Source organism: Collimonas sp. NPDC087041, assembly GCF_044745265.1.
Lineage (GTDB): Bacteria > Pseudomonadota > Gammaproteobacteria > Burkholderiales > Burkholderiaceae_D > Collimonas.
Map to the genome: position 1 here is coordinate 50,869 of NZ_JBIUZX010000010.1, position 15,636 is coordinate 66,504.

12 protein-coding genes are annotated in these 15,636 nt (G+C 57.6%); 3 read left to right on the forward strand and 9 right to left on the reverse strand.

Features of this window, described 5'->3' with window-relative positions:
- Positions 1-53 precede the first annotated feature (53 nt).
- From cpaB to ACIPF8_RS17775, 6 genes are all read right to left on the reverse strand, one after another.
- Positions 54-1,055 (reverse strand): Flp pilus assembly protein CpaB, encoded by a 1,002-nt coding sequence (gene cpaB, locus ACIPF8_RS17750; protein WP_400423529.1) that lies wholly within the window; start codon positions 1,053-1,055, stop codon positions 54-56.
- 174 nt (positions 1,056-1,229) lie between these two features.
- A complete protein-coding gene (locus ACIPF8_RS17755) occupies positions 1,230-1,754 on the reverse strand; it encodes a TadE/TadG family type IV pilus assembly protein (RefSeq protein ID WP_400423530.1) in 525 nt (174 codons plus the stop codon).
- 56 nt (positions 1,755-1,810) lie between these two features.
- On the reverse strand, positions 1,811-2,353 hold the full coding sequence (locus tag ACIPF8_RS17760; RefSeq protein ID WP_400423532.1) for a prepilin peptidase: 543 nt from the start codon (positions 2,351-2,353) through the stop codon (positions 1,811-1,813).
- A gap of 71 nt (positions 2,354-2,424) precedes the next feature.
- Entirely contained in the window at positions 2,425-2,634 is a 210-nt protein-coding gene (locus ACIPF8_RS17765) for a Flp family type IVb pilin (RefSeq protein ID WP_400423534.1), read from the reverse strand.
- 521 nt (positions 2,635-3,155) lie between these two features.
- Positions 3,156-4,835, reverse strand: coding sequence for a ShlB/FhaC/HecB family hemolysin secretion/activation protein (locus ACIPF8_RS17770; protein WP_400423536.1), 1,680 nt, complete (start codon positions 4,833-4,835; stop codon positions 3,156-3,158).
- A gap of 263 nt (positions 4,836-5,098) precedes the next feature.
- On the reverse strand, positions 5,099-6,532 hold the full coding sequence (locus ACIPF8_RS17775) for a collagen-like triple helix repeat-containing protein (RefSeq protein WP_400423537.1): 1,434 nt from the start codon (positions 6,530-6,532) through the stop codon (positions 5,099-5,101).
- A 369-nt stretch (positions 6,533-6,901) separates the two neighbouring features.
- Between ACIPF8_RS17775 and ACIPF8_RS17780 the strand changes: the two genes are divergently transcribed.
- Complete coding sequence (locus ACIPF8_RS17780; RefSeq protein WP_400423539.1) at positions 6,902-7,819, forward strand: 5'-nucleotidase; 918 nt, start codon at positions 6,902-6,904, stop codon at positions 7,817-7,819.
- An 18-nt stretch (positions 7,820-7,837) separates the two neighbouring features.
- Here the strand turns inward: ACIPF8_RS17780 and ACIPF8_RS17785 are convergent, their stop codons facing one another.
- A complete protein-coding gene (locus ACIPF8_RS17785; RefSeq protein ID WP_400423540.1) occupies positions 7,838-9,490 on the reverse strand; it encodes a 3-(methylthio)propionyl-CoA ligase in 1,653 nt (550 codons plus the stop codon).
- Positions 9,491-9,694: 204 nt separating this feature from the next.
- Positions 9,695-12,007, reverse strand: a complete 2,313-nt coding sequence (locus tag ACIPF8_RS17790; RefSeq protein ID WP_400423542.1) for an NADP-dependent malic enzyme — start codon at positions 12,005-12,007, stop codon at positions 9,695-9,697.
- A gap of 248 nt (positions 12,008-12,255) precedes the next feature.
- Here ACIPF8_RS17790 and ACIPF8_RS17795 point away from each other — a divergent pair, with 248 nt between their 5' ends.
- Both ACIPF8_RS17795 and ACIPF8_RS17800 read left to right on the forward strand, forming a co-directional pair.
- A complete protein-coding gene (locus tag ACIPF8_RS17795; RefSeq protein ID WP_400423771.1) occupies positions 12,256-12,363 on the forward strand; it encodes a rubredoxin in 108 nt (35 codons plus the stop codon).
- 127 nt (positions 12,364-12,490) lie between these two features.
- Positions 12,491-13,669: an FAD-dependent oxidoreductase gene (locus ACIPF8_RS17800; protein ID WP_400423544.1), complete on the forward strand. Its 1,179-nt coding sequence runs from the start codon at positions 12,491-12,493 to the stop codon at positions 13,667-13,669.
- A 101-nt stretch (positions 13,670-13,770) separates the two neighbouring features.
- Here the strand turns inward: ACIPF8_RS17800 and recQ are convergent, their stop codons facing one another.
- Positions 13,771-15,615, reverse strand: coding sequence for a DNA helicase RecQ (recQ, locus tag ACIPF8_RS17805; protein ID WP_400423546.1), 1,845 nt, complete (start codon positions 15,613-15,615; stop codon positions 13,771-13,773).
- Positions 15,616-15,636: the final 21 nt, after the last annotated feature.

Below are 15,636 nucleotides of genomic sequence, written 5' to 3' on the forward strand. Positions count from 1 at the left end.
TCCTGTTATGAATACAAGCAATCAATCAAGCAATGTTGGCAAACCCGTTTTCGTCAAAACGGCACCGACTCCCGTTGCGTTCCGCGAATCACCTCAACCGTTGCGCCGGCATGCGGCGCCTTTGCTTGCGGCGTCGGGTTGCCTGGCTTGCGCACAGGTGACTTTGATTCGCCTGCCAAGCCAGTCAGCTCGATACCGGCGAAGGCCTGGTTATCGGGAATCTTGAGCGCTTCGATCTCGTTGCGAGTCAGGTCTTTTTTGCCGCTCAGCGCTGATGCCGGCTGCGGGAACAAGGCCATGTCCGGCACGGTTTCATCGGTTGGATTACGCAGCGCCAACGTCAACTTGCCATTCTGCGTTGCCAGCAGCAAGCGATTGACCTCAGCCACCGGCGTCGCCAGCACGGCGTTGCGAGGAACCTGCTGTCCCTGTTGCGTTTGCTGTTGCGATTGCATCTGCTGCGTCGAGGACTGTTGCGTTTGTGTTGCCGGAATCGCCCCGGCGCTGCCGCCGGCGGTTGCGGAACCGATCACGGCGGCGCCATAAGACAACACGCGCAAGCGCGACATCAGCAAACGCGACTGCGTACGATCGACATCCTGGCCTTGTTTGAGGGTGAAAAACACGTCGACAAAATCGCCTGGCTGGATGCGATTGCCGGCGCCGACGATTTCGTCGACGGGAATCGCGATGGCCCGTTCGCCGTCCGCAAGTTTGATCGCAAGGCCGCTGGCCAGGCCGCTTTCGGTGATTGGCGTACCGGTGCCGATTTCAATCAGCGGCACCTTGCCGACTACTGCGCTGGTTTGATTGTAGGCGCCGGCCGGATTGATCGGCAGGCTTACCAGACGGATATCGTCGGTAGTAATGGCCTTTCCGGCTTCAAGAATGCGCGCCGCCACGACGACGTCATATTGCCGGGAAGTGTCCGCGGTTGCGGCCGGCGCCGAGGAGATGGTCGGCGGCGGCCGGCTGCCCAGCCACCAGGCAACAAACGCCAGGCATAGGGCCGCCATTACCAGTAGCGCAGCAACAATTTTTGTCAGGTTATTCATAGCATGTACTCGATGTCTATCCGAACGCGGAAATTGTTCAAGGTGGCTTCCATGTCAAACGCAAATCATCACAGGGCTACAGTTCATTCGATCACCGGTTCGTGATCGGCCATTACAGCGCTACAGCTGGCAGGTATTTAGTCGCAATCGAAAACGAGTACCGCTTGAGTCGGCTCAATCAATTTGTACCGTGGCGGCACTCGCTAACGTCGTCGGCAATGCCACATTCATTACTGGCCCAAGCAACCGCGGTACCAATGGATTGCTGCTATATGGGTAGAAAACCTTGATCGTGATGCATTGCGATGTGACGCCTGCAGGAAACGCGCTACCACCGCCCGGAAGCGTGCAAGGACCCGGCGGAGGAAAGCTGCAAGTGGCAATTGAATTATTTTGGGAGTCTTTGCCGAGCCAGCTAACAAGGCCTTTCGCCACAGCGCAGCCGACCAAACCGCGCTGCTTGGGATCTGCGGCGGCAGCGGTCGAGTAACGCAATGCAGCGCGCGCCCCTTCTTCAGCTGCCAGCGCAAGGGATTGCTGCGCCAGGAAAATCAGTACATAGGTAATGATTCCATACAACAGCATGAAAAATACCGGGAAGATCAACGCGAATTCTATGGCCGCAACACCGCGTTGCTTTCTGCAGCCGGATGCCGCAGCAACGTCGGGATGAGCCATGCATTTATATTTTTTGTACATCCCTGCTCCCGATCCCGACGATGTGCGTTGCCAACCACACACGATTCAACCAACCGTCAAGTAAAGTACATCCAAACTCCCGCACCGCTTGTTCCGACCCAAGCGGCTGCCAAAGCCAGGTAAGCCGCGTAAGGAATGCCGACCCGGTTGCCACGCTTTTCCAACACCCACTGGTACAGCGGCCAGCGTGACATCCGCATGGCAACCAACTGCATACCTGGGACAAATCCCAACCGCAACGCATAAACAACAGCGGCATGCCCCCCCGCAATCAGCGAAGCAATCAGGAAAATCGGCAACAATGCAACTGGTCCCAGTAAAAAACCAAGGACTGCAAAAAATTTGACATCCCCCGCAGCCATAGCACGCAGTGCATACAGCGGCAAGAAAAACGCCATCCCAACGGCCAAACCGGACAACGCATTCGACCAACCGATTCCGTTCAATCCTTTACCAAGTACCAGGAGACAACCGAGTTGCACCGCTAACGCAATCAACAGCCAGTTATTGGGCACTCGGCGAAACAGGTAATCGGATAAAAATATCAGCGCGCAGAACACCACAAACAGGATCAGCAGGAAAACGGTCGCATCAAACATTTTTTCTCCGTCCAACTAGCAGTTGAAAAATGTCGAACGGAACAACATCGTTTTGATCAAGACCGTTTTCTTTAGGAACCCGAAGTGATTGAAGTGCCGAGGGTAGTTAATCTGGTGCCGATAGCGTTAAATATTCCGCTCAAACCTCCCGTACCGGCGCTGCCGGTCAGGTACCCAATAGCCGTAATCAAAGCCACGGCTACGAGTCCCCCGATCAATCCATATTCGATCGCGGTAATACCATCTTCGTCCCGAAGAAATTTGAGTAATTTGGCGTTCATAGCAAGCTCCCGAAGAAGAAACCAGTGCACAAAAAATCTAACATTGCGTAACAAACCACTGAGACATCGCGCGCCTTTTTTATCGCAAATAACGATCCGTTAATTTGCACTACGCGGTATCAGCATAGCCCCGATTAAAAATTACCTCAAGATAAATTTTCCATAAAAGCAACACGTTGTTAGAACATATGCTCTAACCACTTCCTCATAGGGAAAACCTACTTTAGATATGCAATAGCGTTTTATATTGTGAAAATATTTGCCCGCGTCAGCACACACCAAGATGAGCCGGCAGCGCCTTGTAGCCGCCATTTCTGCGCTTTTTTTGGGGCTTTGCGATGCGTAAATTTCAGAAATTTATTTACACTTTTTTACACGTCGCTTAACAAAAACCTGCGGTAGTGCAGTAGTAAATTCAGACAGTGAAACATCACATCGCGCAGATATTCCGGAATGCTCATGCAATGCGCAATCGATCACTGCGCGTTCGATTTAAAAATTCAATCGCGCAGCATCGATACTCAATCCATCTGATACGAATACATCGCATTTACACGTGGTGATCGTGACGTGGCGTTGGTAGGAATGTCCGCCACCGGTTTTGCCAGCGACAGATCGAGGGTGTAGTAGCGTCCATCCGAAAAGCGCACGCCAAACGCAACCGATCCCAAGGTATCGTGGATCAGCGGGCCGGCATTCGAATACACGCGTGAGTGATCGACCAGGAAGTATGGCTGGACGCTCTTGAGGTAGGTATAACTCATTGGGAACAGGCGATTGATTTCAGCCGAAATGCCCCAGCCTTTGTCGCCCGCCACCTCACCTGCAGGATAGGCAAGGCCAAACAATTTGCCGCCGAAGCCGATCTGCTCCGAGGTCGGCAGGATGTTGCTGCTGTACTGCGTGCTGGCCGCAACCGCAACGCCGAAGCCGCCCGGCAGCTGGTTCGATTGCGCCATCTGCAGCGTGACCCGGGTGAAGCCCAGATCGACATTGCTGTTCTCGCGCTTGGCGCCGAGCGCGTCGACCGCCTTATATATGCCGACGCTCAACTGGCGCGTCTGCTGCAGTTTGTCCGAATCCTGTTTGACGTCGGTCCAGGCCGCTTCGGCGCTCAATACGCGCACTTGCGAACTGAGCTTGATCGACATCGGCGTGGTCGGCACCGAACGCGTGTATTCCTGCGTGTTTTCAGCGGCATAGGCGCCGCCGGTCACCGTCAGGCTATGCGTATTGTCGAGGATCACCGGATAGCTGAGGGAGCCGCCGGCGCGCACTGTCTTGGTCTGGTAGCGAGCCTGGTATTGCACACTTTCCAGCGCATTATTCTGCGGCTCGGCACGATAGTCGGACCAATTCAACCTGGCCAGCATGCCGTCATTGCCGACCGGCTGGACATAATTGATCGCATAGTATTTCTCATCCTGCGGGCCGCTTGGCTGCAGCGTGCTGACGGTGATCTGTTCACCCAGCGGCGTCAGGCCATTGCTGCTGGCAGTCAGCAAACCGCGTATTCCCGGTTGCCGGTAATCGGCGCCAACGCCGACCGTAATCGGCTTGCGCTTCACCGTCAGCACCATTTCGGTAGCACCATCGGTGGTGGTCGGCGGCGCCACGTTGGCGACAATCTTGACCCCGGGCTGCAAACTGAGAATTCCGGCAACCCGTTCGAACGTTGCGCGGCGCAGCGGACGTTCCTGCTGCAATTGCTCGGCAATCTGCTTCAGGCGCTCTTCACTGCCGCCGGGATTGCCTTCGACCTTGACCGTCTTGACGTAACCTTCGACCACCGACACCACCACGACATTATTTTCAAATGTCTGCGCCGGAATGAAGGCAAAGGACAACGGATAACCGCGCTCCTGATACATCGCCGTGACCTTGTTGGCCGCCTGCAGTAATTCAGCCACGGTTGTGTCGCGGTTCGCCATCGGTGTAAACAATGCAGCGACTTCCTCGAACGGCAAAGCCTGCACACCGGCAATCTTGAAACTGGATGGCGTCAAATGGCTGGCCAGCAGTTTTTGCAGGGCCGGATCGACGGCCTGGGTCTGGATATTGATCGTCACCGGCGGACTGACCGGCGCTTCCGCCTTCGGCAAGGTATCAGCCGGATTACCTTGCAACGGGCTGCGCGCATCGGCATTGGCCGGCGCCGGGTGCAACGCAACGATCAGATATGCGCCGCTTGCCAGGCTCAAAACGACACGACGGTTTATTCTGGACGGCCACTGGATACGCCAACTCGATTTGAATAATTGCATGCGGCTACGGCTCTCTTTTGTTATCGGCGATACGCCCTGGGGGACCATAAGTCGCTATTAAATTACGGCAATAATTAACTTAATGCAACTATATTATTGTGCGTCATGTTGTCATTCCGCCTCTGTGCAATTCAGCTGAGTTCTGACAAATAAAAAAGCCTTGGCAAACGCCAAGGCTTTTCATCCCACCCTGCCAACAATTATTTTTTGGTCAGGCCACCCAGCAAGCCGGTAAGCAATCCACCCGCTTGCCCGGTCCCGGTGGCGCCAGCGCCTGACGTAACGGTGCTGGTCAAGCCGGCCACCAGATTGGTCACTGGAGCCAGCGGATTGCTGCCGCCAGCAGTGCCACCGCCGACTGCACCAGTCACGCTACCCAACAAGCCGGTTACCGGGGCCAAAGGACCGCTGCCGCCCGCTCCGCTAACGCCGCCGGTCAGGCCGCTCAGCAATCCGGTCACAGGAGCCAATGGGTTGCTACCGCCAGCCACACCGCCACTCAAACCGCTCAGCAGGCTAGTCACAGGAGCCAGTGGGCCACTGCCGCCTGCGCCGCCGACTGCACCTGTCAAACCGCCCAGCAAGCCGGTTACCGGAGCCAGCGCACCGCTACCGGCCGCTCCGCTCAAGCTGCCAGTCAAGCCGTTGACGACACCAACCACCGGCGCCAATGGGCCGGCAAGTGCGCCAACCAACGTGTTGTCGAGAGGCTGCAGCAAGCCGCCAGTCTTGTTGCCGAGCAGAGGCTGACCGGTGCCTGTCACGCCGTTGACTGCAAGGTCACCCACCAGCTTGCCGCCGTTATTCACTACCGGGCCGAGATTGCTGACGACCGGTACGCCGGAATTAGTCAGGCCATTGCCAACATTGGCAACCGTGCCACCGACTACGCCGAGCAGCAGATTGGCCGGTTGATTCAGCGCGGTAGCATTGCCAACTGTCTGCAACAAAGTTCCGGCCGTATTGGTCAACGGCACGATCGCAGTGCTCACAGTTTGCGTAAGTTGCTGTACTGGGCCGGTGGTCAGTGCGCCTGTGACGATCGGCGCCACTGTGCCGGAGACCGTGCCACCCAGCGTGCTGACCAAACCGCCGACAGGTGCCGTCACAGGAGCCAGGGCGCTGAGCGGGCCACTACTGCCCAGGCCGGTGACAGTCTGGCCGAGGCTTTGCACTGTGGCGCCAGTCTGAGCCACCACACCGCCGACGCTTCCGACTGTAATGCCGACCGGGTTCTGCGCAGTACCGAGTTGACCCAGGCCGTCGGTCAAGCCGCCGCCCAGTGTCGTGACGATACCGCTGGCGTTATTCACGACTCCGGTCAGGCCGGCTTTGGTTTCAGGATTCAACAGCGGCAGCTGGCTGATGACTGTGCTGCCAATGCCGTTTACTGCGGTGCCGACGCTGGTGACGGTTGTACCAACATTGCTGATCAGGTTGCTCGATGAAGCAGTAGGCGTGGTCGGCGTAGTTGGAGTGGTAGGCGTGGTTGGTGTCGTGCCAGGACCTGTACCGGTTGAAGTACCGCCGGTGCCGGTGTTGCCGACCAGGTCGCCACTGCTGCCGCAGCCGGCGAGCAAAGCCGTCAGCAACATGGATGCTGCAAAGATTCCGCTTTTCTTCGATGCTTTCATGATCTATCTCCCTTTTTGATGAATCGGATAACCGCTATGCCTACTGTCATTTCGCAAAGAGCGTGCCAGGCAAAAATGCCTCCGAAACGGCCTTTTTTCAGACCTCATGGGACTTGGGAAATATTGAGGAAAATCGTTAAAAATCAATGACTAACAAACGAAATCGAAAATCTGCGAAAACTAAATGGATGGCTGTCATACCCACCCGTGACACGTAACATGTAACGTAACGCGCGGAACAAACTGCCATCAAAACCCCATAGAAAATTATCAAAAATATATTCATTCAAAACTCTTCAACTTGCCCAGCGCAGACCGGGCAAGCGCCTATAATGAGCGCTCCCATCATTGACCTAAAGACCACAACCCATGCCCCAGTCCCTAGATAATTTGCTGGTAGTCGGCATATCGTCGCGCGCGCTGTTCGATCTGGAAGCCGAAGAGGCGATCTTTCGTGCGCAGGGGCTGGATGAGTATCGCCGTCATCAACTGATCAATGAAAACGAGATCCTCAAACCCGGCGCCGGTTTCGCGCTGGTAAGGGCCTTGTTGAAACTGAATCGCCTGACGCCAGGTCAGCGCTTTGTCGAAGTAGTCATCATGTCGCGCAATTCCAGCGAAACCTCGATGCGCATCTTCAATTCGATCAAGCACTACGATCTCGACATCACGCGTGCTGTGCTCTCCGGCGGCGCGCCGCTGGCGCCGTATCTGCAGGCATTCAACGTCAGCCTGTTCCTGTCGTTGCACGAAGATGACGTGCAGGCGGCCGTGAACGCCGGCGCGGCGGCGGCTTTGCTGTATCAGAAACCGGATAATGTGATGGAGGAACTGGATCAGATCCGCATCGCCTTCGACGGCGATGCAGTGATTTTTTCGGATGAATCGGAACGGATCTACCAGACTGAAGGCATTGAAGCCTTTGAAAAACACGAACGCGAAAACGCCATGCTGCCGTTGCCGCAAGGTCCGTTCGCCCATCTGCTGATTGCCCTGTCGTACATCCAGAACAATTTCAAGAATCCCGATGGCCGCGCTGCGCCGATCCGCACAGCGCTGGTCACGGCGCGTTCGTCGCCGGCCCACGAACGGGTGATCCGCACCTTGCGCGCCTGGAACGTCACCATCGACGAAACCTTCTTCATGGGCGGCGTCACCAAATCGGATGTACTTGCCGCCTTCAAGCCACACATGTTTTTCGACGACCAGCCCGGCCATTGCGACCGCGCCGCCAGCCGCGTGCAAACCGGCCGCGTACCGATCAAACAGCTGGACGAACCGGCATAGAACAATCGTGCCACTGCCTCAGGCGGTCGGCAAGGTGTAGCCCTTGAACTGTTCGCGCAACTTGTTCTTCAACAGCTTGCCGGTGGCGCCGATCGGCAATGCATCGACGAACGCAACGTCGTCCGGGGTCCACCATTTGGCGATCTTGCCTTCGAAAAATTTCAGCAGCTCAGCGGCACTCACCTCCACTCCTGGCTTCCTGACCACTACCAGCAACGGCCGTTCATCCCACTTCGGATGAAAGATGCCGATGCAAGCGGCCATCTGCACCGCCGGGTGTCCCATCACGATATTTTCCAGATCGATGCTGCTGATCCACTCGCCGCCCGACTTGATCACATCCTTGCTGCGATCGGTAATCTGCATGTAGCCATCGGCATCGATGGTAGCGACGTCGCCGGTCGGGAACCAGCCGTCGCGCAGCACCTGGCCGCCTTCATTCTTGAAGTAGGCGTCGACCACCCACGGCCCCTTGACCAACAGATTGCCATAGGTGACGCCATCCCAGGGCAGTTCGACGCCGGCGTCGTCGACAATTTTCATGTCGACGCCGAAAATAACGTGCCCCTGTTTTTGCAACAGTAATTCCTGCTGCTCCAACGGCAAGCTCAAGTGCTTGGTTTGCAGGGTGCCGGTGGTGCCAAGCGGCGACATCTCGGTCATGCCCCAGGCGTGCACCACCTCGACGCCATAGCGATGCCGCAGGGTGTTCATCATCGCCGGCGGACACGCCGAGCCGCCGATGATGGTGCGCTTGAAACTGGAAAAGCGGAGATTGTTTTGCGCCATGTAGGTCAGCAGGCCGAGCCAGACGGTCGGCACACCGGCCGATACCGTGACCTGTTCCTGTTCGAACAATTCATACAGCGATTTGCCATCCAGGCCCGGCCCTGGAAACACCATCTTGGCGCCGGTCAGCGGCACTGCATACGGCAAGCCCCAAGCATTGACATGGAACATTGGCACCACCGGTAGCACCGCATCGCGGCCGGAGACGTTCATGCTGTCCGGCATGGTTGACGCATACGAATGCAACAGCGTCGAACGATGCGAATACAGCGCTCCTTTGGGGTTGCCGGTGGTGCCCGAGGTGTAGCACAGGCTGGAGGCGGAATTCTCGTCGAACAAGGGCCACGCGTAATCATCGGAACTGGTGGCCAGCAGCTCTTCGTAGCACAACAGATTGGGCAGCTTGCTGTCCGGTGGCATGTGCTCACGGTCGCACATGGCGATGTAACCCTTGATGGTCTTGGCCAGCGGCGCCACCGCCTCGACCAACGGCAGGAAGCAGACATCGAACAGCAGGAATTGATCTTCGGCGTGGTTGGCGATGTAGCCGATCAGCTCCGGATGCAGGCGCGGATTGATGGTGTGCAGCACCGCACCGGAGCCGGAGACGGCATAGTAGGCTTCCATGTGGCGGTAGCCGTTCCAGGCCAGCGTCGCCACCCGCTCGCCCATGCCGACGCCCAGCGCGGCCAGTGCATTGGCCAGTTGCCGCGCGCGGCGATGGCAATCGCGGTAGGTGTAACGATGGATGTCGCCTTCAACCCGGCGCGAGACGATTTCATTGCTGCCGAAATGACGATCTGCGTGCTGGAGAATACTCGAAATCAGCAACGGTTGATCCATCATCTGGCCCATCAACGGACTCTTCGGATACTGTGACATCGCATCTCCTGTTGTAATGGATACGGTTTTTTAACCGCTTTCAGCCAACGTATTATTTTCCATTGCAATTTACACGCTTTATCGTTGCTATGGCCAGCCCTCCGTCAAAAACAAAAAAAAGGGCCCGGTTCCAACGACGATCATCTGTCGCTGAAACCGGGCCCTCCTTATTTGCTGCTTGCTGCGGGTACTTCGCGCTGAGACTTAGCGGGCCGAGATGGCGTCCACCACGCACAAGGCGGTCATGTTGACGATCCGGCGTACGGTGGCCGACGGTGTCAGGATATGGACCGGCTTGGCGCAACCCAGCAGGATAGGACCAACCGCGACGCCGTTGCCGCAAGTGTTCTTGAGCAGGTTGTAGGCGATATTGGCGGCGTCGATGTTTGGCATCACCAACAGGTTGGCATCACCCGTCAACGACGAATCCGGCATCAATTGACGGCGCAGCTCGATGTTGAGTGCAGTGTCGCCGTGCATTTCGCCGTCGACTTCCAGGTCCGGCGCCATTTCCTTGATGATCGCCAGCGCATTGCGCATTTTCACCGCCGAAGCACTGTTGCTGGAACCGTAGTTGGAGTGCGACAGCAGCGCAGCGCGCGGCTTGATGCCGAAACGCAGCATCTCTTCTGCAGCCAGGATCGTGATCTCCGCCAATTGTTCGGCAGTCGGCTCTTCGTTGACGTGCGTGTCAACCAGGACCAGTTGACGATCCGCCAGGATCAGCGCATTCATCGCGGCGTAGACATTGACGCCTTCGCGGCGACCAAGCACCTTGTCGATGTAGTTCAAATGCAGGCTGGTGGTGCCGTAGGTGCCGCAGATCATGCCGTCGGCATGGCCCTTGTGGATCGCCATCGAACCGATCAGCGTGTGACGGCGGCGCATTTCCAGCTTGGCGTACTGCTCGGTCACGCCCTGGCGTTTGGTCATGGCCAGGAATGTCTGCCAGTAATCGCGATAACGTTCGTCGAAATCCGGATTGATGACTTCAAAATCGACATCCGCTTTCAGGCGCAGGCCGAAACGTTCGATGCGTTGCTGCAGCACCGCCGGACGACCGACCAGGATCGGACGCGCCAGGTTTTCGTCGACCACAACTTGCACCGCGCGCAGGACGCGTTCTTCTTCGCCTTCGGCATAGACGATGCGCTTCTTCTCGGCCGGGGTCTTCTTGGCGATCTGGAACAAAGGCCGCATGAAGGTGCCGCTGCGGTAAACAAATTGCTGCAGCTTGTCGATGTAGGCTTCCATGTCCTTGATCGGACGGCTGGCAACGCCGGACGCCTCAGCGGCCTTGGCCACAGCGGGCGCGATCTTGATCATCAGACGTGGATCGAACGGCTTTGGAATGATGTATTCAGGACCGAACGACAGGTTGGTGATGCCGTAGGTGGTCGCCACGATATCGGACTGCTCGGCTTGCGCCAGTTCGGCAATCGCGTGCACCACGGCGATTTCCATTTCGCGGGTGATCGTGGTGGCGCCGCAATCGAGGGCGCCGCGGAAAATATATGGGAAGCACAACACGTTGTTGACCTGGTTCGGATAATCCGAACGGCCGGTCGCCATGACGGCGTCGTCGCGCACTGCCTTGACATCTTCCGGCAGGATTTCCGGCGTCGGGTTGGCCAGCGCCAGCACCAGCGGCCGCGCCGCCATCGCCTTGACCATGTCTTGCTTGAGCACGCCGCCGGCCGACAGGCCGAGGAAAATATCGGCGCCAGGAATCAGTTCGGCCAGGGTGCGGGCATCGGTCTCGCGCGCAAAGCGTGCCTTGTCCGGATCCATCAGTTCGACGCGGCCCTTGTAGACCACGCCGGCCAGGTCGGTGACGAAAATGTTTTCAATCGGGAAGCCGAGATCGACGATCAGATCCAGGCAGGCCAGCGCGGCAGCGCCAGCGCCGGATACCACCAGCTTGCAATTCTTGATGTCCTTGCCGACTACTTTGAGGCCGTTCAGGATCGCTGCGCCGACAATGATTGCGGTGCCGTGCTGGTCATCGTGAAAGACCGGGATCTTCATGCGGTCGCGCAGCTTGCGTTCGATCTCGAAGCACTCCGGCGCCTTGATGTCTTCCAGGTTGATGCCGCCGAAAGTCGGCTCCAGCGAGGCGATGATATCGCACAGCTTTTCCGGATCGTGTTCGTTGATTTCGATATCGAAGACATCGATGCCGGCGAACTTCTTGAACAGCACGCCCTTGCCTTCCATCACCGGCTTCGATGCCAGCGGCCCGATGTTGCCCAGGCCCAGCACGGCAGTGCCGTTGGTGATGACCGCGACCAGGTTGCCGCGTGCGGTGTAACGGAATGCGTTGGCCGGATCGGCCACGATTTCTTCGCAGGCGGCGGCTACGCCTGGAGAGTAAGCCAGCGCCAGATCGCGCTGATTTGTCAATAATTTGGTTGGCGTTACGCTGATTTTTCCGGGGGTCGGAAACTCGTGATATTCAAGCGCAGCTTGACGCAATTGTTGGCGGAGCTCTTCTTTTTTATCGATCATCGAATCCATATGCGTCTGTCCCCAGTGTAACAAGTGAAAGTCCTTGATTTTATCAGACTGGTTGCGCCCGATTATGTGAATTTCGCATGGTGAAGGGCGATTTCACATATTTTCTCATTTCAAAAAAACTATTAAATTTTAAAAAAAACAACAAAAAGACTATTGATGCAATAATGACAATCCATTCTCGGCAAACCTCAATAAAGCGAGATAACGCCTTGGCTGATTGATGACCAAGCGGCAGGCTGGCCGGACGCCTGTATCGCCGCCGACATCAACGGGACGACGTTCCTGCCGATTGGCAATGCCCAGCCTGCGGCGTGGCCAGGGCCGATTTTGAAATGCGTTCTAATAACGTGTTGTAAAATCTGCCGCCGCATCATGCTTGCAGCAGCGGCGCGACACGGGCCTATCCAATGTCGCGCGCCATACATCATTTGAAATAAGACTGAACAGCCTTATCATCACTGCCAATAATCTTCAGGACATCCCATGAAACCCATTATCATCATCGGCGCCGGCATGGCTGCCTATTCGCTGGCACGTGAAGTGCGCAAGCTGGACAAGGCCGCCGCGCTGCTCATCATCACCGCCGACGATGGTGGCTTCTATTCGAAGCCGATGCTGTCCAATGCATTCGCGCAAAAGAAACTGGCGGCCCAGCTGATCTCGCAAAGCGCCGTGCAAATGGCCGAACAAGTTGGCGCCCACATCATGACCAAAACCCGGGTCAAGCATATCGACACGGTCAACAAGAAAGTCGACACCAGCAGCGGCGCTTTCGACTACGCGCAACTGGTGATCGCCGTCGGCGCGCAAGCGATACGACTGGGCCTGGCAGGCGATGCCAGCGATCATGTGCTGTCAGTCAATCACATCGACGACTACGCCACCTTCCGCGACAAGTTGCTGCCGGATCAAAAAGCATCGGCACGCGTGACGATCCTCGGCGCCGGCTTGATCGGCTGCGAATTCGCCGACGACCTGGCGGCGCACGGTCACCATGTCACGCTGATCGATCCCAACGCGTTGCCGTTGGCTGCACTGGCAGCGCCTGCGCTGTCGCAAGGTTTGCAGGCAGCGCTCAGCGCCCGCGGCATCGATCTGCGGCTCGGCACTACCGCAACAAGCGTCGACCACGCCGACGGCGCCTTCAAGGTCACGCTGGCCAACGGCGACGTGCTGGCGGCGGACGTGGTCTTGTCTGCAGTCGGCCTGCGCCCTGACCTGACGTTGGCGCAAGCAGCGCAGTTGGCCACCGGACGCGGCATCATCGTCGACAGCCATGGCCGCACCAGCGCCGCCGATGTGTATGCACTCGGCGACTGCGCCGAATACCGGATAGACAATGAGGGCCGCACCAGCCCGCTGCCGTACATCGCACCGATCCTGACCGCCGCCCGCGCGATTGCCAAGACCCTGACCGGCGAAGATACCGAAATCGATCTGAAGCACTCGCCGGTGATCGTCAAAACACCAAGTTATCCGCTGGCGCTGGTGCCGCCGCCACAGCATGCAGTCGCCACCGGCCGCTGGGAAACCGAAGTCGATGGCGACCGGACTGTCTGCCGCTTCTTCGATGCGCAAGGCGTGATGGTTGGATTTGGCGTAGCGCCACAAGAAGCCAAAATCAGGCAGGCATTGATGGCGGCGTTGGGGACGACGGCTTAAGCATCATGTGACATTGCCATGCAATACGGCCGCTATCTAAAAAAGATGGCGGCCGTATTTATTTGGGCCGTAAACAATCACGGCAAGACTGAAAACTAAGCCTAGACAAACTCGGCGATCAACTCAACGATCTCAGCCCCATAAGTCTCCAGCTTCTTCTCGCCGACACCACTGACGCCACGCAAATCATCCAGCGAAGCCGGCTGCGCCTTGGCGATTTCGCGCATGGTGGCGTCGTGGAAAATGACATAGGCCGGCACATTGTGCTTGCGCGCGGTCTCGACCCGCCACCAACGCAGCTTCTCGAAGATCGCCTGTTCCAGCGTCGACAGATCGGTTTCCACATAACCCTTGGATTTGCCGCTGCTGCGCTTTTGCTTGACCGGCTTCTGGTATTGCCGCAACTGCACCGGCTGTTCACCCTTCAGCACCGGCCGCGCCGCATCGGTCAGCTTGAGCGCGCTGTAGGCTTCGTGATCGACTGTGATCAGGCCGAGCGCAATCGACTGCCGCAGGATGGCGCGCCATTCCGCTTCACTGCGATCGCTGCCGATGCCGAAGGTCGAGAGTTGATCGTGGCGCCATTGCTTGATCTTGTCGGAATCGATGCCGCGCAAGACATCCATCACATGCATCGCACCGAAACGCTGGTCAACGCGGTAGATCGTCGACAGCAGCTTTTGCACCACCACAGTGGCGTCGAAGGATACCGGCGGACTCATGCACGTGTCGCAGTTGCCGCAGCGCTCGGAGCTCTGGCCGAAATAGTCCAGCAAGCGCACGCGCCGGCAATGCAAGGTTTCGCACAGGCCGAGCATGGCGTCCAGCTTGACGCCTAGTACACGCTTGAAAGTTTCGCCTGCCTCGGATTCATCGATCATGCGGCGCTGCTGCACCACGTCCTGCAAGCCATACGCCATCCAGGCATTGGCGGGACCACCATCGCGGCCGGCGCGGCCGGTTTCCTGGTAATAGCCCTCAATGCTTTTCGGCAGATCCAGATGGGCGACGAAGCGCACGTCCGGCTTGTCGATCCCCATGCCGAACGCAATGGTGGCGCACATCACGATGGCGTCTTCACGCAGGAAACGCCCCTGGTTCTTGGTGCGTTCTGCGTAATCCATGCCGGCGTGATAGGGCAAGGCGGTGATTCCCTGCTGCTGCAGGAATTCGGCGGTTTCTTCCACCTTCTTGCGCGACAGGCAGTACACAATGCCGGCATCGCCGACGTGCTCGCTTTCGATGAAATCGAGCAGCTGCTTGCGGCCGTTGGCCTTTTCTACAATCTGATAACGGATGTTGGGACGATCAAAAGAAGAAACGAAACGCGCGCCGTCTTCCAGTTGCAGCCGCAACGCGATTTCTTCGCGGGTCTGCTGGTCAGCCGTCGCGGTGAGCGCAATCCGCGGCACCTGCGGAAAACGTTCATGCAAGATCGACAGCTTGATGTATTCAGGCCGAAAATCATGACCCCATTGCGACACGCAGTGCGCCTCGTCAATCGCGAACAAGGCGATCTTCGACGACTCCAGCAACTCAAGGCAACGTGGCGTCAGCAAGCGCTCCGGCGCCACATAGACCAGGTCGAGTTCACCGTTGCGTACCTGCCGCTCGATCCGCGATGCTTCTTCATAAGTCTGGGTCGAATTCAGGAACGCCGCACGCACGCCAACCTCGGCCAGCGCATCGACCTGATCCTGCATCAGCGCGATCAGCGGCGACACCACCACGCCGACACCGTCGCGCAGCAAGGCCGGGATCTGGTAGCACAGCGACTTGCCGCCGCCGGTCGGCATCAGCACCAGCGCATCGCCGCCATTGGCGACATGGCTGACAATTTCCGCCTGCTGGCCACGGAAAGACGGATAGCCGAATACCGTCTGCAATATGTGCAGGGCTTGCGGGTCGGCGGAGGTCGCCGAGGTTGCTTGTGCTGAATTTGGCATTAAATACGTTTGCTTTGCTTG